This window comes from Tumebacillus flagellatus (genome assembly GCF_000714935.1).
GTDB classification, from domain to species: domain Bacteria; phylum Bacillota; class Bacilli; order Tumebacillales; family Tumebacillaceae; genus Tumebacillus; species Tumebacillus flagellatus.
In genome coordinates this window covers 42,754-63,429 of the sequence record NZ_JMIR01000010.1, presented here as the reverse complement: position 1 = coordinate 63,429, position 20,676 = coordinate 42,754, and the positions used below count along the sequence as shown (strand labels likewise).

The following is a 20,676-nucleotide window of genomic DNA, read 5'->3' as shown; positions in this document are numbered from 1 at the left end:
CTTGCAGGATGGGAAGTTAGGATTGGGAGGCGAGTTTGATGGCAGGTTTGTTGCTTTCCAGCGGAAAGCGGTGTTTCTCCACGCGCTCGATTTGCGTGATTTGCGCGTTGTGAACGGTCACTTGCACCGTTCCGAACTGCATGCCCTCCAACGCCCGCAAAATCTGCTGCACTTGCGGCGAGTTGAGGTCGGGTTTCAAGACGTTCTCCATAGGATCACCTCAAGGATTAGATTTCCTAATGCTCTGGATAAGATTCTGTTTTTCCTACAAAATCACTATGAATTATTGGTATTACTATAAAATGGGGGCGTTGTTTTTGTCAATCACCGATTTGGAAAAAAAGACACCGCCCCGAGTGGGAACGGTGTCCGGCCGCGTCTGATCAGTCGCGGGTGCGGTCGGTCTTGCCGCCGTGCAAGTTTCCTTGGCGGCGCATTCCGACCGAATCGTACTTGGCAAAATCGTTCTAGCTCCCTCCTCCCCGCTCATACTGTAAAAAGTACTCACCTGCGGACGAGGGGAGGCCGTCCTGTGACGTTGCCGATTCGGGAATCGGGGATTTTGAGCGCGGCGGATCTGGCGGCGAGAATGTTGGGCCTGCTGTTCCTCTCGCGTTTTTTGACGGAGATGGGGCTTGGGGCGAGCGCTTCGTTTCGGATTCTGTTGCCGATCATCGGCGTGGCGGCGAGTTTCGGTAGTATCGGCGTGCCGCAAGCGTTGACGAGGGTTTTCGCCGCCGGACAAGGGACGCGGCGCACCGCGTGGTGGAGCACGGCGGCGGCGTCGCTGGTTTCGGTCGCGGGACTCGGGGGGCTGACTTGGATTGCAGTCGGACATTACGGACAGGGAGCCGCCGGGCCCGGCACGGACGGCATCTTGCGCGTGGCGCTCGCCGCTGTGCCGCTGTTGGTGCTGACCTGTCTCAACGGCAGTCTGCGCGGAATTCTGTTCGGACTCGGCTTCACGCTCGCTCCGGCGCTCGCGCAAGTGGTGGAGATCGGCTCGCGGCTCTGGGTGCTCACCGCGCTCTGGCCTTTGGTCAAAAACGAACTTCACGCCACCGGTGCGCAAATCGGCATCTACGTGCTCACCACCGGGGAAGCGGCGGCGGCTGTTTTTTTGGGGATCGCGCTGTGGACAGCGGTGAGGAAAAAGCGACGTGACTCCGCGGGTTCATCCCAGGAGTCAACGATAAAAAAGTCTCGGCGCGATAGGAAATTTTCGTCCCAAAGTTCGGCAGGCAAGAAGCAACCGCGCGACCGTGTGTTTTCTTCCCGCGAGTCTGCGAGAGTCCGCACGGTGTTGCGGATGGCGTGCGCTCCGGCGGGACAGGCGTTGCTGGCAAGTCTCGGGTATGCGTTGGAATTGCCGTTCGCCGAAGCGTGGATCGCACAGACGCACGGCGTGGACACGGCGAAGCACCTGATCGCCGATTACTCGGCGGTCGCCCTGCCCTTGCTTTGCGCGCCGATGGTGTTGACCGACAGCTTGGCGACGGCGCTTCTGCCAAGCGAGTCGGCGGTCGGCGTGTCTGCAAGGCGGGCCGCTCAGCAATTGCGCAGCGTGATCCGGGCGGTCGTGCTCGTCGCCCTGCCCGCCGCCGCCGCATTCGTCGTGCTCGCGCCCGCCTTGACGCGGGCGTTCGGCTCGTCGACCGCCGCCGACTTGCTGGTGAAAATCGCCCCGTTCGCCCTGCCGCTGTATTTGCAGGCGCCGCTCTCGTCGCTGCTGCAAGCGCACGGACGGAGCCGGGCGTTGCTGGTCGCGGGAACGCTCGGCGACGGAGCGCGGCTTGGCGCTCTCTATTGGGGCATCCATTCCCTGCATCTGACGCGCGCCGCGCTTCCGCTGGCGTTCGCCGCTTCCGTGTGCGTCCAGACGGGGATGCTCTATCTCGCGACGCGGAACCTGACGACGAAACGCATCTCAAACAAGCGAGAATCGATCCGAAGAAGCACAAAAAAAGTCTTGTGAAGAGATTCTTCACAAGACTTCGTTTTTTTGCCGCACGGTGAGACTTTCCCGATTCCCCCGCCAGCGCAAGTACAGGACACAAGCTCCCGTCACCAACACCGGCACGATCAAGTAGCCCTGTGCAAACGGCGCGACGGCGAGGCAGAACAGCGCGGAGAGCAGCGACGTCCAGCGCCCCACCGGGTCGTTCCAGAGCAGTTTCACACAGGCGAACGTCGTGATGATGTAGACGAGGATGCCAAGCGTCACCGGCACGAGAATCAGCTTGTCGACCGACACGTGAAACGCATAGCAGACGAGCAGCGTCGCCGAGTTCGTGAGGAAAAAATACCAGACGGCGCGGTGCGGGACATCGCGGTTGCTTTTCGCTTCAAACCAGCGCGGGAACACCCCGTCACGGGCGAGAGCGTACGCCAGCCGCGAAGACGACGCGAGGTAGACGTTCAGCGTGCCGAGGCAGACGATGCAGGTGATCACCGCCGTGACCGCTCCCGCTCCGACGCCGAGCGCTTGGCTCATCAAAACCGCCAGCGGCGCGCTCGATTCGTTGCCGTCGCCCGACGTGCCCGTGCCGATCGTCACAAACGCCAGCAGCGTGTAGACCGCGCCGACCAAGACGACCGAGATCCACGTGCTGCGCATGACGTCGCGCTTGGGGTTTTGAAACTCCGGCACCAAGTGCGTGATCGACTCCCAGCCGAAAAACGCCCAGAAAATCAACACGCACGCCGCTCCGATGCCGCCGATCCCCTGCGGGGCAAACGGCGTGAAGTTCGCGCTTTCCACGTGCGGCATCGAGAAGACGATCGTCAACACGAGCAAGAGCAACACCACGCCGCTCAAGAGCAGCGACAGATTGCCGCCCGCTTTCATCCCGAGCAACGCCGTGATCATCGCGCAGACGAGAAACAGAAACGACATCAGATACACCGCGTCGTGCCCCAAGTGAAACGCCGACGCGATGTAGCCGGCTCCCGTCACGCCGACGACCGCTTGCCCGACAGAGACCCAGACCATGAAGTACCAACCGACCAGCGCGCCCATCGTGCGGCCAAACGCATTTTTGACAATCACCGAGATGCCGCCGAGGTCCTGGTAGCGCAAAGCAAGACGTGCAAACGTATACGCAAGCGGAAAACTGAGCAGCGACAACAACAGCCAAGACACGATAGCGGACGGACCGGCTGCCCGCACGGTGTAGCCCGGCAAAATCAAGATGCCCGACCCGAGCACCGCTCCCATGTAGAGAGCGACGCCCTGGACGAACGTGATGGACGGACGATGCGGCGCGCTCAAGAGATCAGCCCTTGACCAAGTCGCTCATCAGATAGGCGGTGATCAAACGCACGGAGTTATCGAGCGCGTCGCGGTGGCAACGCTCGTTGGCGTGCGACGCGTCGATGCCTGGGCCGATCAGTCCGTGCTTGACGTCCACGCCGGCGCGAAGCGCTGCCGATGCGTCCGAGCCGTAGTACGGGTAGAGGTCGACTTGGTAGTAGATGTTGTTGGATTTCGCCAGCTCCACGAGGTGCTTGCGCAGTTCGTAGTGGTACGGGCCGGACGAGTCCTTCGCGCAGATCGAGACGCAGTATTCGTCGGTGGTTTGGCCGCGCCCGATCGCGCCCATGTCGATGGCGAGCATCTCCACCGTCTCCGGCGTGATGTTCGAGTTCGCGCCGTAGCCGATCTCTTCGTTGTTGGAGACGAGGAAGTGCGTGGTGTACGGCAGTTCCTGGCCGGCGTCACGAATCGCTTTGATCGCGCCGAACATGCAGGCAACCGATGCTTTGTCGTCGAGATGGCGGGTTTTGATGAAGCCGTTCGGCGTCACTTCGCAACGCGGCGCAAACGAGACGAAATCGCCGACGTCGATGCCGAGCGCTTTGACGTCTTCCGCGTTTTTGACGACGGCGTCGATGCGCACTTCCATCGTGTCTTCGTTGCGTTCGATGCTGCGCGCGTCCTTATAGACGTGCACCGACGCGTTGGTGGAGAGGATCGTACCGGTGTAGATGTCGCCCGCCGATGTTTCGATCTCGCAGTATTCGCCCTCGATCGAGTTGAACGTAAATCCGCCGATCAGCGAAAGTTTCAGACGGCCGTTCGATTTGACTTCCTTGACCATCGCGCCGAGGGTGTCGACGTGCGCCGTCAACGTGCGGTGCACGGAGTTGTCCTTGCCCGGCACGGTGACGAGCAGCGCTCCTTTGTTGTTGCGCTTATGAGAGACGCCCAGTTTCGAAGCTTCTTCTTCGACGAAGCGGATGACGCGCTCCGTGTTCCCGGACGGACTCGGGATGTTTACCAGATTTACGAGCAGGTCGAGCACATAATCGACGTTCGCGTGGATCGTCATGAGAGCAGCACTCCTCTTCGTGTATGTAATGGCTTGAGCAGCTTCTTGAGTCTTCTCAGATTCTACCATAAAAAGCGCTCGCTTGATATGGAACGACCGGTCAAGGAAGCAGCGTCATCCACAGGTAAAACGTGGCATACGCCTTCCACGACCCGAAGCGCTCCGAAATTCGCAACACTTCGTCAAGGCTTGGTTTTTGCGGAAGGTTCTGCACGTGTTTGATCGCGTTGTGCAACCCCGCGTCCGCCAGCGGAAACGCGTCCGGGTGGCGCAAGCACCGCATGATCACATAATGCGCCGTCCATGGGCCGATGCCGCGAAGTTTGACGAGTTCCCGTTCCAAATCGCTTAGCTCTCCCAGCTGAAGGAGGCGCGATTTGGAAAGCCGACCGTCCGCTATTTCCTGCGCAATACCGATCAGGTACTCCGCTTTCCGGGTCGTGATCTGCAAGTCGCGCAATTCCTCAACCGACACGACGGCGAGTCTTTCCGGCGGGGGAAACAGCCAGAATCGCCGCCCCTCCCAGTCCCGATGGGTGCCGAACGTCTCGACGAGCCGCCGCTTTAACGTATACGCAAACCCGAGATTGATCTGTTGCCCCAAGATCGCCCAGCAAAGCGCTTCAAACAGATCGGGGACGCCCACAAGGCGAAGGCCAACGTATTTCTGCGCCACGTCGCGCAGCAGCGGTTCGTTCTGCGCCAGTTGATAAAAAGGGCTCAAGTCGCGTCCCAAATCAAACCACTCCCGCACGTACTGCGCCGCTTCCAGCCGCAAAGCCGACGAGTCAGGGGGATTGTCCACAAATCGCACACAGAGCTCCCGGTCATCCGCCGAGCTGATTTCCAGCAAAACAGGCTCGGCCTCCTCGTCCCCCGGCTTCAACAGTGTATAGAGTTTGCCGTCCTCCACCTGAAACAGACACTCGTTCGCCGAGCGCGTCAGATACGCTCGGGTGGCAGAAAAACGAAAGTCCGGCGGCGTCTGGAGCAGTACATGCGTTTCACGGTCTGCATAGATCATCTGCGGTGCTCACCTCTCTTACCGCCAGTGTACCAAAAAACAACCATAGCGCGGAGGGGAGCCCGAACTATGGTTGTTTAGTTTTAGCCGCTTACGGCCCTGTGGAGATGTTGTCGATCTGCCAAGGCCCGCCCTTGCTCTCTTGCGTCATATAGAAGAACATCGCGTTCGGCCCGCCGTCCACCTCGTACGTTTTCATCGCGTACGGCTGGCGGTTTCGAACGAGGAACAGCGCGGTCGCGTCCACGGTGCCCGTGGGGATGTCTTCCACAAATTTCACTTGGTATTTCGCATTCGGCTCAATCATCGGCCCGTAGTAGTTGCCGGTGACGATCGGAGTCGACGTCGTCGAACCGGCGCCGTTGGTCATGAGATAGAATTGGTAGTTGAGGCTGAGCAGCGTGCCCATCGTCGCATGGTCGCCGCGGTTGTTGGCGTCGAGATACTTGGTGATCACTTGGTCGGGCGTCCACGACACCGTGTCGGCGCTGCGGGTCTCCAACTTCTGCTCTTTCGCCCACTCGCCCCACAACTGGTTGGTGATCTCGCCGAACAGTTTGTTGTCGATCGCCGCCATCGCGCTGCCGCCGACCGTCCGCAGCCAGATGCCGACCAACCGGTTCTGATCAAACACCGCCACGACTTCGCAGTCTTGGTAGCCGTCGATGCGCCCGCCCGCAAACGTCTCGTTCAGCGGCAACGAGTAGACGTCCACCTCGTGTCCGAGGTGCGTCGTCATGTCGAGGTTCACCTCTTGAGAGAGGACGTTGGCGTAGGCGTAGTACAAGTTCTCCTGCGTACCTTGCGCACTTCCTGCAAACGAGGCGGGCAGGGTCGTTTTTACAATCGAGGGCTCTTGGGATTTCAAGGTGTAGTGATAGGTGCCAAGCATCGTTTGAATCTGTTCCACCGGAGCAGCCTGCTTGGGCGTCGTCTGCGGCAGGAGGCTCGGGTCCGACACGTCGCTTTGGTTTTTGCCGGTCTCCAACAGCGACGGAATTTGCGTAAGTGCCAGCGCGAGGCAGGCGGCCACCGCTCCGGCGGACAACCACTTGGTGAAGCGACGGCGTTTGTGAGCGGTGATCGCCGCTTGAATGTCAGCCGTAGACGGCAACAGCGAACGAGAGGGCTTCGGAATCGGCACCGCTTCCACGGCGAGTCCGAGCTCTTGGAGCGTCGCTTGTTCGGCGCGGCATCGCTCACAGGTTTGCAGATGCTCCTGCACCTGCTGCGTGATCTCCCCGCACCACATCAATTCTTGGATCTCCTTGCAAGTCACAGCGCTTCACCTCCCGCCGGGCGTAGTTGTTCCCGCAGGCGGTCCCGCAAGCGGAACAGCCGCGTTTTGACCGTTGCTTCCTTCATCTCCAACATCTCCGCCACTTCCTTGACCGACAAGTCCTGCTCAAAGCGCAAGACGAAGATCTGCCGGTCGAGAGCGGGCAAGTCCTTCAGCAAGTGCTGCACCGACAATTTCAAAGACAGCGAGCCTTCAAATCCCTCCGACGTCGAAGAGGACTCTTGAATTTCCACCGTCGTCACGTTTTTCTTCTTGCGCAAAGCGTCGCGTTGCGCGTTCAGGCAGATGCGGTACACCCACGACTGAAACGCGCAATCGCCGCGATAGGAATGCAGATGGCGACAAACTTTCAACAGCGCTTCTTGCGCAAGGTCTTCCGCATCTTGTTGGTGCCCGGTCAGGTGGTAACTCACCCGGTAGACGAACGGCTCCAAGTCGCGCAGGAACTCCGTCATGACTTCGGCACTCTGCAAGGCGCGCTGAATCTGATGCTCCACCCGCTCACCCCCTTCTTCCGAACTCTCGTATCCAGTAAGACGCACCGTTTCCCCGGCAGGATTCAAGCTTTTGAAAAAAAACACCCGACCCCGTTGGGTCAGGTGCTTCTCTTGGGTTGTGCGTCGACCGGCCCCGGCAGGTCCAAGGGACCCGGCGGCATGTCGGGTTCGCCCGGCCGCGGCAAGATCTGCAGGTCGTCGTCCTCGACATCATCCGGCTCTTCCGCAAGCGAGGGGTCGCTTTCGTCATACCCCGTCCAATTCAGTTTCAACGTCAAGCTGTGCTCGTTGCCGGCTTTCTTGTAATCTTGCCGCACAAACACCACGCTGGCAACCGGAATCGGAATGCCGTCGAGGGTGACAGTGTTCTCGGCGTCCAGTTGATTCGCCCACTGACGCAAGTGATCTGCCACCTCTCGTGCGGACATCACGTCCCGGCGCTTGATCCGAATCTCGGAACTGCTCATCGGGCATCCCTCCTGCGGCTAGTGTACCCAAACTCCTGACAGTTCAGAATTAGGAATACGGAAGTTGAATCGTAAACGTACTGCCTTCTCCGATGTTCGAATTCACATGAATGGTGCCGTTGTGCCCCTCGATGATCCGGTGCGAAACGGCGAGGCCGAGGCCCGTGCCGTTTTGCTTGCGCGTGTAGAACGGCTCAAACACGCGCTCGACCGTTTCCTTATCCATCCCGACGCCGGAATCGCGGAAATGCACGGCGACGTGCGAGATGCAGTTCTGCATCTCGATCTCCAGCCGCCCGCCTTCGAACATCGCGTCAAACGCATTGTTCGTCAAGTTCAAGAACACTTGCAGCATCTGGTCGCGGTCCAACGCCACCCGCCCGCTCAACTGCTCCGCTTTGATCACGGAGAGTTCGACGTTCTGCATGATCGCTTGCGGCTGAATCAGCGCGACGAGGTCGTCGATCAGCATCGGCAGCGAGTCGATTCGAAGCTTCGGCGCGCTCGGTTTGGCGATCATCAAGAAATCGGTGATGATCTCGTTGGCGCGGTCGATCTCCGGAATCACCACTTCCTTGAGCTGGCGAATCTTCGGGTCGGGCGAGTCGCTTGGCAGCAGTTGCAGGAAGCCCTTCGCCGTCGTCAGCGGGTTGCGAATCTCGTGCGCAATCCCGGCGGCGAACTTTCCGAGCACGGAGAACTTCTCGGCGCGGCGCACCTGCTCTTCCAAGAACAGCCGATCGGTCAGGTCTTCAAATATCCCGATGGCGCCGAGGATTTCGCCGTCCTCGCCCATCAGCGAGCGCGTCGACGTCTTCAAGATGCGCTCCACGCCGTCCGACGACGAAATCGTCTGCTGAATGTCGGTGAAATGACTGCCCGTGCGCAGCGTTTCATGCAACAGCGAGAGCGAGTCGTCCATCTGCAATTTCTCCAGGAACAGCGAGCCTTTGTGGTTGATGATCTCGTTCTTCGGGATGCCGAACAACTGCTCGGCGCGCGAGTTAAACGTGGTGATCACGTTGTCTTTGTCGAGAATCACCAAGCCCTCGGTCATCGCGTTAAAAATAAACTCCGTCTGCGCCTGCAAGATGCGGTAGTACTCCAGCTCGCGCACGATCGGATAGCCGATCAAAATCGACCCGCGCCCGTCGGAGAGCGGGATCAGCTCCTGCGTGATCCAGATCTTCTTCCCCGAGCGGGAATAGCCGGGGAACGGCAGCAAGTTGTCGAAATGGCGGCCAATCAACTCGTCCTTGTCCATTTCCATCAGTTCGAGCGCGGTGTGGTTGGCATAGGTGAGCAACCCGTTCTCGTCGTACGTCAAAATCGAGTTCGGAATGCTGTCGAGCACGATCTCCAAGTTCTGCAGATGCGTCTCTTCCATCTTGCGCTCTCGGGAACTCACATAGCGCTCCAGCAACGAGGAATGATTGATTTCCAACAGCTTCATGGAGGCGTCCATCATCTCAAACGGATCGCCCGCTCCGTTCGACAGCCGGCTGACTTCGCGCAGCACGCGGAACAAAATGCGCCGGGTGCCTTCCAACACGTCCCGAACCTGCTGCAAAGAAGCCCCGCGATCGCTCAGCAGATCGCCAAGAGCCACAAATTCCGGGTAGACTTCCACCAGCCCTTCGCCTCCGAGGAGGCCGTTCAACAACCATTGCGTAAATCCATGTATCGGAGCGTTGAGATGCGTCGCATCCGGCCCGAACCCTTCCGCACGGGCAGCCGCGTCAATCATCTCCCCCAACTGGTCGCGTACAAACGAGTTCAACTCGATGTGGCTCAAGATCCCACCAACCTCTTACTGTAAAAGTCGTTCCTACTCCATCGTGTTCTACATTCGGCGGTTGGGTGCATTTTCCTCCTTGATCATTAAAATTATCACTTACTTTTCTCGACAAAAAAAGACCCAAGCCTCAACAGGCCGGGTCGATAAAATTACTTGGCAAACGTCTGTGCCAGTTGAATCAGCGTGCGGGTGGAGAACGCCGTGCCGCCGTTGATCGTGTAGCCCTTGGTGGAGCTTGCGCGCGACGTGTTCGCCATGTCGATGTGGCAGAACGGAACGTCGTCGGCAAACGCCGCGATGAACACGCCGCCCGCGATCGCTCCGGCGTTGCGGCCGGAATAGTTGATGTAATCGGCGACTTTGGATTCGATCAGCTCTTGGTACTCCTCAAAGTTCGGCAGCGTCCAGAGCTTTTCGCCGACCGCAGCGCCCGCTTGGCGGACTTGTTCGACGAACTCGTCGTCGTTGCCGTACAGCGAAGCGGACACGTAGCCGAGCGCCGCGACGACCGCGCCCGTCAGCGTCGCCGTGTCGACGATGCGGGTTGCGCCCAAATGTTTGGCGTACGCGACGCCGTCGGCGAGCACGAGGCGGCCTTCGCAGTCGGTGTCGATCATCTCGACCGTCTTGCCGTTAAACGCCACGGCGACGTCGCCCGGTTTGAACGCGCGTCCGGAGATCATGTTTTCGGCGAGGCAGAGCACGCCGATGACGTTGACGTTCAATTTCTTGCGGGCAATCGCTTGCATCGCAAACAGCACGCAGGCGGCGCCCGCCATGTCGGTGTGCATCGTCGGCATGCCCGATTCCGGCTTGATGATGTAGCCGCCGGTGTCGAACGTTACGCCTTTGCCGACCATCCCGAGCACTTCCTTCGATTCCGGAGCGCCTTCGTACTTCAGCACGACGAGGCGCGGCGGGATGTCGGAGCCGACGCCGACGGAGAGGAGCAGGTTCAAGCCTTGTTCCTTCAGTTGCTTTTCGTCGAGCACTTCGACTTTCAAGCCTTCCGCAAAGCCGACTTCCCGCGCTTTTTCCGCGAAGATCACCGGGTCGAGCAAGTTTGCCGGCATGTTCACATAATCGCGCGCCGCGTTGACCGCTTCGGCGTGAATCTGTGCCGCTGCCACAACCGTTGCGAGGTCGCCTTCGGAGAGCACGAGCAGTTCGGAAAAACGCTTGTCTTCTTCCGGCTTCGATTTGTGCGCGGAATAGACATAGCGGCCGAGCAGCAGACCTTCGACGGTCGCCTGTGCGTATTCGTCGGTGAACGGCGCGACGGCGACGGTGCGTCCCTTGAGCGAGCGCGCGGCGCTGCCCGCTGCGAGGCGGACTTGTTCCGCGTCCAATTTGTCGGCTTCTCCGAGCCCGACGAGGAACAGATGCGTGGCTTGCAGGCGGCCGGACGTGCGGATGTGCGCGACAGAGCCGTTCTGGCCGGTCAGTTCGCCGTCGGCGAGCATCGCTTTCAGTTCGCCGCCCAGTTCCGTGTCGAGGTCGAGCAAGTCCGGCGCGAGGGCGTCGCTTTTCGTGTAGAACAGGAGCAAGGAATCGGCTGGTACCGCTTCCAGTTTGGTCTGGTTATGTACTTGTACGTTCATTTGAATGCCTCCTTGGTGCTTGTCATTCTCAGTATACAATACAGAACGGCTTTTTACGATTCATCTGCCGAACAGCGGGCGGGCTACCAGTTTCCGCCTCCTGCGTGCTATACTGGGGAAAAGCAACAAAGAGAGCCTGCATTCGGCTCTCTCTTGTTTTTTTCTAGGTTTTTCAGACATACACTATCGGCAGGAGGTGAGCGACATGGAACAAGAACAGGACCCGAAACCCAACCCCTACCAGACAAACGGCCGGGAAGCGTGGCAAGCGATCGGGTTGGTTTCCGCGATCGGGGTCGATCTGGCTTCGTGTGTGGTCGCGGGGGTCTTTCTCGGCAAATGGCTGGACGGGTTGTGGGGCACGGCTCCGTGGATGTTGTTGCTGGGGATTTTGCTCGGTCTCACCGGCGGGGTGCTTGGCGTCGTGAAATTGCTCCAGAAGTTCGGGCCGGAAGCGCAAGCCAAGAAAAAGTGACGGGGGCGGCTCAAGTCTCCGTGTTGAAGCGGTTGTTTTTGAGGACGTCCTCGATGCGCTGCAGCTCTTCGGCAAACGACCGCAGCCGCTCCGCCGATTCCGCCTCCGCCTCCGCGATTCCGAGCCGTTTGGCTTCGGCAAACTCATCGAGCACGATGTAGATGTGCCCCATCAGAATTTCCCGAGAGAGCCTCAAGTCGAAGTCGGGCGCCGGTTTGCGCTCGGCAAACGGGCCGTCGTCCATGATCAGGCCGTTTACGTACAACGTCCGGTACAACTCGCCTCGTATCGTTTGATACTTCTCCCCCCGCAATTGCAGGTCGGTGATCAGCGCGTCGATCATTTTGACCATCCTGCCGTCGCTTTTCTTCACCCGCATGTACTCAATCAATACGTGCAGCGACTTTCCGTTCTCATACATGTAGAAAATCACTTCGTCGTCTTTCACGTAGAGATGGAAGATCAACGTTTTTCCTTTGCCTTTCTCTTCCAACTGAATCCCGGAACGAGCAACCCGCGACTTCCAGAGGTCTACTTGGGCACGGGTCGTCTCGCCTGAAATGTTCCGATAGATAACAATCTGGTTCTCCATCTAGCGACACCCCTCCTTCGTGCCCTCGTGTAGTACCCTCAATATATGCGGGGGGGTGTGCTTTTTGTTAGGGATTTCCCCTTTGTTTTGAGAAAGAAAAAAGCCCTCAGGCGGAAGCCCGGGGCTTTTTGGTCATGCGTATCGGGTTCTGTTACTGCGGTTGGACGAGCGCCGACGTCACGTAGCCGTACATGCCGCTCTCCGTCTGCACGTAGTACCAGTCGCCCACTTGGTCTTCCACGGTGAGGACGTCGCCTTGGAAGACTTGCCCGATCACTTGGTACTCCGTGCCGGGCTTGGCGCGCAAGTTGACCGTCTCACCGGTCACGACCACCGTTTTGCCGGAGCCGGACTTGGCGGGTTTGCTGCTGCCGTTCTGGCTTTTCGTGCCGGAGCCGCTGGCGGCGGCGGAATTGCCCGTGCCTGAGGAATTGGAGTTCGAATTGGAATTCCGTTCCGCAGTGCCGGAAGCGTTCGCGGCGGAATTCGGGTCGTTGAGGATGCCCTGCACATAGTCGCGCACGAGGCCGACGTTTGGCATCAGCACCGCTTCGTCGCCTACGTAAGTCTCCGTAAGAGCTTCCACCGGCGGGATCTGTTCGGTCTTCATGTTCGAAGCGTCGAGCGAGAGCGCGAGCGTCCCCAGCGAGAACAAGTTGTCGCCGAGGTTCGATTGCGTGTACGGCTCGATCGTTTTGAGAATTTGCGGCGCTTTGACGAGCATGCCGGGGGATTTCATCTTCTCCGCGATCAGTTTGATCACTTCGCGCTGGCGTTCCGTGCGGTCGAAGTCGGCGCGCGGCGTTCCCCGGAAGCGCACGTATTCGAGCGCCTGCTGCCCGTTCAAGTGCTGCTGACCTTTTTTCAAATTAATGTCGTAGATGCCGTCGTCCGCGTGCACGAAGTCTTCCGGCACGTTGACGTCGATCCCGCCGATGGCGTCGACGATCTTGGCAAATCCCTCAAAGTCGGTCGCGACATAATAGTGAATCGGGATCTTCAAGAAGTTCTGGACCGTGTCGATCAGCAGTTCCGGCCCGCCGTCGGCGAACGCGGCGTTGATTTTCGACTTGCCCACGCCGGGGATGTCCACATAGGTGTCGCGCATGATCGAGAACACCGATACTTGCTTCGTGTCCGGGTTGATGCTGGCGAGCAGCATCGTGTCGGAACGCGGCCGGTCGTTCGGGTCGCGGCGGTCCACCCCCATAAACAGGATGTTCACCACACCCTTGCCCTCCCATTTTGCCGTGTTCAGCGGTTGGTTCCCCGTTGAGAACGGTTTGTTCGCGCTGACCGTATGGAAGAACGAAAACATCGAATACACGTTGTATCCGGCAAACAGCACCACGACCACCAGCACGAAGCTGATGAGGCGCCAGATTATTTTTTTCTTCACAGAAATCTCCTCCACTTCTATCTGTATTCCACGCCTTGGCGACAATTCCCTTTGTATCTGGAATCTGGTACTCTGAGTAGAGGACGACCATTCAACGGCCAAGGAGGAATTTCTGTATGGATTGCATCTTCTGCAAAATCATCGCGGGCGAAATCCCGTCCAAGAAAATCTACGAGGACGAGCACGTCTTCGCGTTCCACGACATCAACCCGATCGCGCCCGTTCACGCGCTCGTCATTCCGAAAAAACACATCCGCAACGTGTTGGAAATCGCTCCGGAAGACAGTGAAACGCTCCTGAAGATTCACCAAGGCATCCAACACGTCGCCCGCGAACTCGGCGTCGATCAGTCCGGCTTCCGCGTGATCACCAACACGGGCGAACACGGGCAGCAGACCGTCTTCCACCTGCACTACCATGTGGTGGGCGGCCGCCAGTTGAAATGGGACATGTAAAACTGGAAATGACTGTTGTTTTTTTCAATGAAATGATATACTGAATGGTACCTGATGCAGAGAAGAGAGGGATCATTCTGTGGCAAGATTCGCTCCGTTTTTCAACACGTTGCTGTTCACCGTGGTTCTGACTGTGAGCGTCTCACGGGTTTTGGCCAACACGGCGGCCTCGCCGTATCTTCCCTATATCAATGTGGCGCTTTGCATCTTAATCGTGCTGATCTTCTACCGCAAGATGAAGATCACCATCGAGCGCTACTACCAAGCGAGCGCCCGCCGTCGCCGCGACTCGTAGTCCAGGATCTGAACTCCATACAACTTTCATGAAAAAACCGCGCCCGTCACTCGGCCGCGGTTTTTCTTTGCAGTTTTGCCCGAATCTTGCGGAACAACGTCCGGTACTGCTCGACTTCCTCCGGTTGCAAGTAGAACAGTTTGCGCACCGGATAGCCGGTCAGACGTCCGAAACTGTAGGCGGAGACGAGGAACATCGTCAAGTACGCCGCCGTCTTCGCCCACGCGCTGCCCACCATGCCAAAGTGCGGAATCAACAGCACGGACACGACGACGTTGGTGAGAATCGAGACGGCTTGCAGCAGTGTCGTCACACGCGGGCGTCCCAACTGGTTGTTGAAAAACGTCGTGAGCACCGTCGTTAACCCGTACAAAGCAATTCCCGGCACCACGATGCGGAAGATCGGCGTGGCAGCTTCAAACTTCGCACCGTACGCCAGCTCCATCACCCAGACCATCACGGTGTACATCCCGATCACCGAGAGGATGACCACGACCGCCGTGTGGCGGAACGTGCGCGCTGTCAGCAGCGTGGAGTCTTTCTCTTCCAGCGTGGACATGCGCGTCAAGACGACTTGCAACACGGACGACGAGAGCACGTTCAACAGCTCGGCTGTGATGATCGCAATGGAATAGACACCCATGTTGGTCGGCCCGAGCAACCAGAACACCAATTGAAAGTCGATGCGCGCGTTGAGAATCCAGAGCAAGTTCGCGCCGACGAGTTGCAAGCCGAAGCTCATCGTCTCGCGGCGAATCTCCCGATCCCCCCGCAACGAGATGCGGAAGTTCGTCTTGCGCCGCACGACATAGAGCGAGAACAGCGACGTCAACACGTACGACCCAAACCACGCCGCGATCACGGAGATCGTCTGCGAGAGCTCTTGCGGACGCAGCACGAACACGTCGAGGAGCATCAGCACGAGGAACACCACCGCTTGCACGGTGTTCAAGCGGTTCAGCCACTCCAGTTCGTTCAGACCCCACATCAAGCGCGTGACGTAGACGTGGAACATCGCAAACGGCGCCATGATTCCGACGATCCACGCCCCGCGCGTCGCCAGCGGGTCGATGTCCCAGAAGCCGTTCCACAGCCACTTCGTCCCGAGCAGCGCCAAGACGAACAGCAGGCCCGCCAGCACCGCGTAGTATTGCAGAGAGGTGGAGAACACCGCTTGCGGATCGCGCTTTTTCTTATTGATCCCGTACGGGATGTATTCGCTGAATGTGCCGATCACCGGCGAATAATAGCTGAAATACGTTTGCGTGTTCGTCAGGTATCCCCGGCCGGTCGGCCCCAAGTAGCGGGCCGTGACGATCGACGTCACAAACGATATCCCGGAGAGGAAAAACTTATAGAACAACGCCCAAAAGATCCGCATCAACGGAGTCATGTCCTACACCTTCAATTCACTTGACTTTGGAACACCTTCACATTGTAGCACAGTGTCGAAAAAAAGGGCATCGTCCGACGCGCGGAGATGCCCTTTTTTATCCAATTTTCATGATTTCATCATCTTCCCGTTACAGACGATGGAACAGCGTCTACGCCACTTCCGAGTTGGCGGAGACCCTCATCTGCTCTTGGCGCAAGTTGCGTTGGAAGACGGTGTACAGAATCAAACCGGACAGCGTCGCCGCAAGACCTGCCAAGACGATGACCGGACGGATGGTGTAGAGTTTCGCCAACCAGCCGGAAGCCAGCATCGTCACGACCATGAAGCCGTTAAACGCGGAAGACATCGACATCCCCGCGCGGCCTTGATATGCGAACTCCACTTTGATCTGCTTCATCGCTTGCATGCCGAACGTGACCATGATCATGCCGAAGGAAAACAGCACCAACGAAGCGGCCGTCGCGTAGAACGAGCGGAACGCGACCATCCCGGCGAGAAACACGCCCACCACGATCAGGCCGACCGGCATCATGCGGTGCAAAGAGAGCTTGAGCTTGTTGACGAACAGCGACCCCACCAGCATCCCCGCTCCCTGAACGGTGGCGAGAAGCGCCATCCATTCCTTGGGCAGCCCGAGGAAATCGGTGATGATAAACACTTCCAGCACGTTGATGATGCCGGCTGCGAAGCCGTAGATCATGTTCGTGAACAAGATCGGCCGCACATACGGGTTCGACCACGAGTAGCGAAACCCGTCCTGGACATCCTTCCAGATGCCGGCAAACGTCCGTTTCGTTGACATTTCCGGCTGTTCGACGCGAATCGTGGAGACGAGGAACACCGCCACCAAGAACATGAAGATGGTGATCGCCAAACTGCCGCCCGCCCCCATCATCAGATAAAACGAAGCTCCGGCCGTCGGCCCGAGCAACTGCACGGACGACGTCGCCGTCTGTCGCATCGCCGTCGCGGTTTTGCGCTCTTCCACGCCTTCGACGAACAGCATGAGAAACGACTGGTTCGCACTGCGGAAGAACAGTGTCCCGATCGCCGACACGAACCCGCACACGTAGATCAAAAGCAACGAGCCCGCCAGATACGCAAGGATTAAAAAGACCATGATGATGGCCCGGAATAAGATAGCTCCCATGATCGTTCGTTGCCGGTTCCAACGGTCCGCCAGCGCGCCCACAAACAACCCGAACAGAAAGATCGGAGCAAACTCGCAAAACAAATTGATCGACAAGGACATCGCCGAACCGTTTGAGAGGTCCAGTACCAAGAACATCATCGTGATGTTGCGCACCCAGTCTCCGATTTCAGAAGCCCAACCGGCTAACCAAAATCGAAAGAACCTGGGATTGCTCTTTAAGAAAGCGATCATCCTGACACCCCTCCCCCATTCCCCGTTCTCTTACATCTTACAAATTTCTCAACGAGCGAGTCAAATACTTTTGTATGATACGATTGTATTCTTAACAAAGCTCCCCTGTAAAGAAGAAATTCTCTGAAAACTAGGGGATGCCGCTTTTACACTCCCCGATACATGTCCGCAGTCCGCGGCGCATAGACATGACCAAGAGGGACAACGGTGGTGGAGGGAGAGGATCGCGGTGCCTTTTTTCAGTACGGTGGTGTTGGATTTTTTCGTGGCGCTCGGGATCGTGATCGGCGGGTCGGTGGTCGGTGCCCTCGGCGCGTTTCTCATGCACCATCCCCCGATGAACTCCATGCTGAAGCTCGCGGAGCAGTTGAAGATCTGGGCGTTGGTTTCCGCGCTCGGCGGCACATTTGACACGTTGAAACTGATCGACAACGGCGTGCTCGACTTGCAACTCGGCGGCATCGTCAAACAATTTTGCTATGTGATCGCGGCGTTTCTCGGCTGCAATGCCGGGTTTTATATCGTGAAGTGGCTGGTGGGAGATATCCGATGAAGAACCGCCAATTTATCGCCACGCTGTTGGTCGGCACCCTGTTTGGCGCATCGGCTCTCTTGGCGTTGCGCGGACACGACTTGGACCTGCTCTACCTCAAATATCTGCAATGCCGGGAAAGCTACCGGCAAGTGCTGGAAGACAAGCAAAAGTTGGAGGACGAACTGTCGCATGCACAAACGTACAAAGACCGCCGCTTGCGCAAACTCAACATCGTCGTCGAGAACGCCCCGGACGAGTTCGCCAAAGTCGCCGTCCAGCGCGAAGTCAAACGCCAACTGAACTCCATGCTCGACAAAGAACTTACCCTGCTCGAAAACGACCCCGGCCTGTTCAAAAAACTCCTCGACGGCCGTTCCTTGGAGATCGGCGGGCAAGCGCTGCACTTGCAGATTTCGTCGGTGTTCATCGGCGAGACGACCACGATCTACGTCGACGCGCTCAAGGAAGCCCAAACCCTCAAGCACGAAACGGACCCCCCGACTCCCATTCCATAAAAAAAAGACCCGCTGCAGCACGAGGGTGCCGCACCGGGTCTTTTTTTCATTCAGCCGAGTTCGATTGGGTCAAAAACTGCGCTTGGGCGTTCATCCGGATCATCTGAACGCGCAGGCGGTGCAGTTCTTGTTCGTCAAGTTGGCAAACGAACGTCGGAACGTTCGAGAGGTACGTCACCAGCTCTTCACGTCCGGCGAATTTCGGCGGCACTTCGTCGCTCAGGACGAGAATGCCCAGTTCCCCGATCGATTCGAGCATCGCTTTGTCGGCGTTCCACTCCAAGCGGAACAGCGCGGTGTGCTCGGCGTCGCGCAGCGCGTAGTCGACGCGGCCGATCAGATGGAACGTGTCTTCAAACACCACGAGACCCGTCACCATGCCGTACGTCAATTCTTGCTCGTCGCCGGGTGCCAAACGAACGTGCACGCCGCCTTGGGGCACGAGCATCGGCCACGTGAGTTCTTGGTCCGGGATGTGCAAGATGCCGGTTCCGACGGGCAACGGGAACTTGCGAAGCTCGTCCAGAGCTTCCTGCCCGGAGAGCAGGCCGAGGTAGGGTTGTTTCTCCATGTGAGTCATTCCTCGCTTTGGGTTTTGCTGAATTCGTATTGCAGAATTCGTTTTGGTGAATTTCAGCGGAGTTTCAGTGGGGATTCAGCCGGATTTCTGCCGTTTGTAAGTTGTGTTTCTACTATTGAAGTTGCAGTTTCACCGTGAGCATGTCGGTGCGGGAACCGTCCTTCGCGCTCTTAGTGTAGAAGTCGACGAACAGCGGCTGGCCTTTGTATTCGGGAACGAGGGCGAGGTCCGCTTTGATCGTGCCCCATTCCGGCGCGCCGGCGCTGGCTTTGATCGGGCTCTCCGACTCGATGACGACTTTGTTTTTGTCGCGCACGCGGAAGTAACCGACCGCTTCAAACGCGCGCATCTTGCCGACGAAGGAGAGGGTTTTGCTCGATTCGCTCCAGTCGATGCGCTCCAGTTGAAACGAGTTGTTGCCAAACGCATTGCCTTTCAACGGATAAGAACCGCTGCCGGAGAAGGCGGACAGCGTGATGAGATCGGAGTTGGTGTTCGAATCGGGCGTCGTGGTGCCGCCCTCAGCCGGTTTCGGGCTGTTGGTGTCGTTGCTCGGGGTCGTGCCGTTGTTTTCTGGTGCCGGTTGCGGCGTGGCGGTGTTGTCGGACGGTTTGGACGGAGCGGGATCTGCCGGAGCGGTAACCGGAGTGTCGTCTCCCTTCGTGAAGCGGTACGCGGTGTATCCGCCGCCGAGAACGATGACGACCGCGCCTGCCGCTGCCCATTTCTTGAAGCTCATTCAAACGCCCCCTAAGCATCCACAAGAGTGGTTTTGTTTCTAGTCTATACCAAGCGGCCGTTTTAAGACAATCTCTGCGGTTGTGGTATACTGAAACTATCTACTTTCTGAAGGCAAGGAGTCTTACCTGATGGCGAAATTATACCGAGACATGACCCGCGAAGAATTAGAAGCTGAGATGACCCGTTTGCAAGACGAAGGGCACCGGGCCCTCGCCGACGAACGATACGAAGAACTCGACGTGTTGGAGCGCAAGTATTACTTGGCGAAGTCCTACACGATGCCGCTTGACTCCATTGAAATCGGCAAGACTTACACCGTGATCGACACGACCGATCGGCTGGAAGTCACGCGCATGGACGGCGTGATGGCGTGGGGGTATCGCAACGGCGTGCGTTTGGAAGAGGCGTACCCGATGGCGATGTTGGTGTAGACGATGGCCCGCAAGCATCGTCACCGTGAAAACGGCGTGACCAAAATGCACACGATCATCGGCGGCTTTGAGGCGGTATTTGACGACCTCGCGAAACTTCCGCAGGTGCAGTCGGTGATCACCGGCGTGATCTCGCCGAACAAGTCGGAGCATGAAGAGTTGACGTTTCAATACTTTACCGACAGCGGCTTGAAGCTCTTGGCGAAGACGACAGACGCCGTGCAAGAGGTGTTTCTCGTCGCCAAGGACAAACACGGCGCGCTCGCCGAACTGCGGGCGCGCGGCCACCTGAACGAAAGGGTGAAATCCACGATGAGCACGAACAAGAAAAAACAAGGCAAGAAACCGGCATCCGGCATCGCCGGCAACACGCCGCGCCGCGACCAGCGCTACAACCAAAACGACCTGCCCAAGGACAAACCGACCACGCTCAAAGACCTCCTCTCCCCCGAGCAACTCGCCAAACTGACAGAACAGTCCAATGAGTTGAAGGAGAAGGAAAAAACCGAGCAGGAAGCCAAGCGCAAAGCGGAAGTTGACCGCCGGGAGAAAGAGAAGAAAGAGCTGGAGAGCAACTTCGAGTATCTGCTGAACAACTCGAAGATGGATTGGAAGAATTTTAAGTAGGACGATTTCCAAAAAACAGGCCAACCCGTGAGAATGCGGGTTGGCCTGTTTTGGACAAATTGGAATATAAAGAAAAGGAATTTGTCCCTACATCGTGCGAGGGATGAAGGAAAACTCCCTGGCAGGTTTCCTATTGTTTATATATCTTGCGGTGAACCTTACCACAAATAGCGCATGTTTTTTGGTGCGGTTTAGAAAAATAGGAGCCCGTAGATCGAGAGGAGTCGGTCTAC

The 20,676-nt window shown here is 58.0% G+C and carries 23 protein-coding genes; 8 read left to right on the top strand and 15 right to left on the bottom strand.

Annotation, left to right across the window (positions count from 1 at the left end):
- Positions 1 to 16: 16 nt before the first annotated feature.
- Entirely contained in the window at positions 17 to 211 is a 195-nt protein-coding gene (locus EL26_RS08790) for a YezD family protein (RefSeq protein ID WP_038086991.1), read from the bottom strand.
- 321 nt (positions 212 to 532) lie between these two features.
- Between EL26_RS08790 and EL26_RS08785 the strand changes: the two genes are divergently transcribed.
- Positions 533 to 1,975, top strand: coding sequence for an MATE family efflux transporter (locus tag EL26_RS08785; protein ID WP_038086988.1), 1,443 nt, complete (start codon positions 533 to 535; stop codon positions 1,973 to 1,975).
- Between the two features lie 9 nt (positions 1,976 to 1,984).
- On the opposite strand, the gene EL26_RS08780 is transcribed toward EL26_RS08785, so the two are convergent.
- From EL26_RS08780 to EL26_RS08745, 8 genes are all read right to left on the bottom strand, one after another.
- The gene (locus EL26_RS08780) at positions 1,985 to 3,271 is read right to left on the bottom strand and encodes an APC family permease (protein WP_238546082.1); all 1,287 of its coding nucleotides are present in this window, start codon (positions 3,269 to 3,271) and stop codon (positions 1,985 to 1,987) included.
- Between the two features lie 4 nt (positions 3,272 to 3,275).
- A complete protein-coding gene (locus EL26_RS08775; RefSeq protein WP_038086983.1) occupies positions 3,276 to 4,331 on the bottom strand; it encodes a M42 family metallopeptidase in 1,056 nt (351 codons plus the stop codon).
- A 100-nt stretch (positions 4,332 to 4,431) separates the two neighbouring features.
- A complete protein-coding gene (locus tag EL26_RS08770; RefSeq protein ID WP_038086981.1) occupies positions 4,432 to 5,355 on the bottom strand; it encodes a DNA-3-methyladenine glycosylase family protein in 924 nt (307 codons plus the stop codon).
- Between the two features lie 91 nt (positions 5,356 to 5,446).
- Positions 5,447 to 6,634: an anti-sigma factor family protein gene (locus EL26_RS08765; RefSeq protein ID WP_038086977.1), complete on the bottom strand. Its 1,188-nt coding sequence runs from the start codon at positions 6,632 to 6,634 to the stop codon at positions 5,447 to 5,449.
- Positions 6,631 to 7,152: an RNA polymerase sigma factor gene (locus EL26_RS08760; RefSeq protein WP_038086974.1), complete on the bottom strand. Its 522-nt coding sequence runs from the start codon at positions 7,150 to 7,152 to the stop codon at positions 6,631 to 6,633. Before EL26_RS08760 ends, EL26_RS08765 begins: the two co-directional genes overlap by 4 nt.
- Before the next feature lie 98 nt (positions 7,153 to 7,250).
- Entirely contained in the window at positions 7,251 to 7,619 is a 369-nt protein-coding gene (locus tag EL26_RS08755; protein ID WP_038086972.1) for an amphi-Trp domain-containing protein, read from the bottom strand.
- Positions 7,620 to 7,668: 49 nt separating this feature from the next.
- On the bottom strand, positions 7,669 to 9,414 hold the full coding sequence (locus EL26_RS08750) for an ATP-binding protein (RefSeq protein WP_038086970.1): 1,746 nt from the start codon (positions 9,412 to 9,414) through the stop codon (positions 7,669 to 7,671).
- A 152-nt stretch (positions 9,415 to 9,566) separates the two neighbouring features.
- Positions 9,567 to 11,018, bottom strand: coding sequence for a leucyl aminopeptidase (locus EL26_RS08745; protein ID WP_038086967.1), 1,452 nt, complete (start codon positions 11,016 to 11,018; stop codon positions 9,567 to 9,569).
- Between the two features lie 205 nt (positions 11,019 to 11,223).
- Between EL26_RS08745 and EL26_RS08740 the strand changes: the two genes are divergently transcribed.
- Positions 11,224 to 11,493, top strand: a complete 270-nt coding sequence (locus EL26_RS08740) for an AtpZ/AtpI family protein (protein WP_052036158.1) — start codon at positions 11,224 to 11,226, stop codon at positions 11,491 to 11,493.
- A 10-nt stretch (positions 11,494 to 11,503) separates the two neighbouring features.
- Here the strand turns inward: EL26_RS08740 and EL26_RS08735 are convergent, their stop codons facing one another.
- Both EL26_RS08735 and EL26_RS08730 read right to left on the bottom strand, forming a co-directional pair.
- On the bottom strand, positions 11,504 to 12,085 hold the full coding sequence (locus EL26_RS08735; RefSeq protein WP_038086966.1) for a hypothetical protein: 582 nt from the start codon (positions 12,083 to 12,085) through the stop codon (positions 11,504 to 11,506).
- 151 nt (positions 12,086 to 12,236) lie between these two features.
- Positions 12,237 to 13,484, bottom strand: a complete 1,248-nt coding sequence (locus EL26_RS08730) for an LCP family protein (RefSeq protein WP_052036157.1) — start codon at positions 13,482 to 13,484, stop codon at positions 12,237 to 12,239.
- A 116-nt stretch (positions 13,485 to 13,600) separates the two neighbouring features.
- Here EL26_RS08730 and EL26_RS08725 point away from each other — a divergent pair, with 116 nt between their 5' ends.
- Together EL26_RS08725 and EL26_RS08720 are read left to right on the top strand one after the other, a co-directional pair.
- Positions 13,601 to 13,939 carry a histidine triad nucleotide-binding protein gene (locus EL26_RS08725; protein WP_038086965.1) on the top strand — a complete coding sequence of 113 codons (339 nt, stop codon included), beginning with the start codon at positions 13,601 to 13,603 and terminating at the stop codon, positions 13,937 to 13,939.
- Between the two features lie 79 nt (positions 13,940 to 14,018).
- On the top strand, positions 14,019 to 14,234 hold the full coding sequence (locus tag EL26_RS08720; protein WP_038086963.1) for a hypothetical protein: 216 nt from the start codon (positions 14,019 to 14,021) through the stop codon (positions 14,232 to 14,234).
- 46 nt (positions 14,235 to 14,280) lie between these two features.
- On the opposite strand, the gene EL26_RS08715 is transcribed toward EL26_RS08720, so the two are convergent.
- Positions 14,281 to 15,627, bottom strand: coding sequence for a flippase (locus tag EL26_RS08715; protein ID WP_038086960.1), 1,347 nt, complete (start codon positions 15,625 to 15,627; stop codon positions 14,281 to 14,283).
- Between the two features lie 151 nt (positions 15,628 to 15,778).
- The gene (locus EL26_RS08710) at positions 15,779 to 17,014 is read right to left on the bottom strand and encodes an MFS transporter (protein ID WP_038086957.1); all 1,236 of its coding nucleotides are present in this window, start codon (positions 17,012 to 17,014) and stop codon (positions 15,779 to 15,781) included.
- Between the two features lie 229 nt (positions 17,015 to 17,243).
- Between EL26_RS08710 and EL26_RS08705 the strand changes: the two genes are divergently transcribed.
- Both EL26_RS08705 and EL26_RS08700 read left to right on the top strand, forming a co-directional pair.
- The gene (locus EL26_RS08705) at positions 17,244 to 17,567 is read left to right on the top strand and encodes a YtrH family sporulation protein (protein ID WP_038086955.1); all 324 of its coding nucleotides are present in this window, start codon (positions 17,244 to 17,246) and stop codon (positions 17,565 to 17,567) included.
- Positions 17,564 to 18,064 carry a sporulation membrane protein YtrI gene (locus EL26_RS08700; RefSeq protein ID WP_038086952.1) on the top strand — a complete coding sequence of 167 codons (501 nt, stop codon included), beginning with the start codon at positions 17,564 to 17,566 and terminating at the stop codon, positions 18,062 to 18,064. The genes EL26_RS08705 and EL26_RS08700 overlap by 4 nt, the downstream gene beginning before the upstream one ends.
- 46 nt (positions 18,065 to 18,110) lie before the next feature.
- Here the strand turns inward: EL26_RS08700 and EL26_RS08695 are convergent, their stop codons facing one another.
- Positions 18,111 to 18,635, bottom strand: a complete 525-nt coding sequence (locus EL26_RS08695; RefSeq protein WP_038086949.1) for a hypothetical protein — start codon at positions 18,633 to 18,635, stop codon at positions 18,111 to 18,113.
- A gap of 121 nt (positions 18,636 to 18,756) precedes the next feature.
- Positions 18,757 to 19,383 carry a Gmad2 immunoglobulin-like domain-containing protein gene (locus EL26_RS08690; protein ID WP_038086947.1) on the bottom strand — a complete coding sequence of 209 codons (627 nt, stop codon included), beginning with the start codon at positions 19,381 to 19,383 and terminating at the stop codon, positions 18,757 to 18,759.
- Positions 19,384 to 19,513: 130 nt separating this feature from the next.
- Here EL26_RS08690 and EL26_RS08685 point away from each other — a divergent pair, with 130 nt between their 5' ends.
- Together EL26_RS08685 and EL26_RS24490 are read left to right on the top strand one after the other, a co-directional pair.
- Entirely contained in the window at positions 19,514 to 19,816 is a 303-nt protein-coding gene (locus EL26_RS08685; protein ID WP_038086945.1) for a DUF1811 family protein, read from the top strand.
- Positions 19,817 to 19,819: 3 nt separating this feature from the next.
- Positions 19,820 to 20,443, top strand: a complete 624-nt coding sequence (locus tag EL26_RS24490) for a YqkE family protein (RefSeq protein ID WP_081857074.1) — start codon at positions 19,820 to 19,822, stop codon at positions 20,441 to 20,443.
- The last annotated feature ends 233 nt before the right edge of the window (positions 20,444 to 20,676 follow it).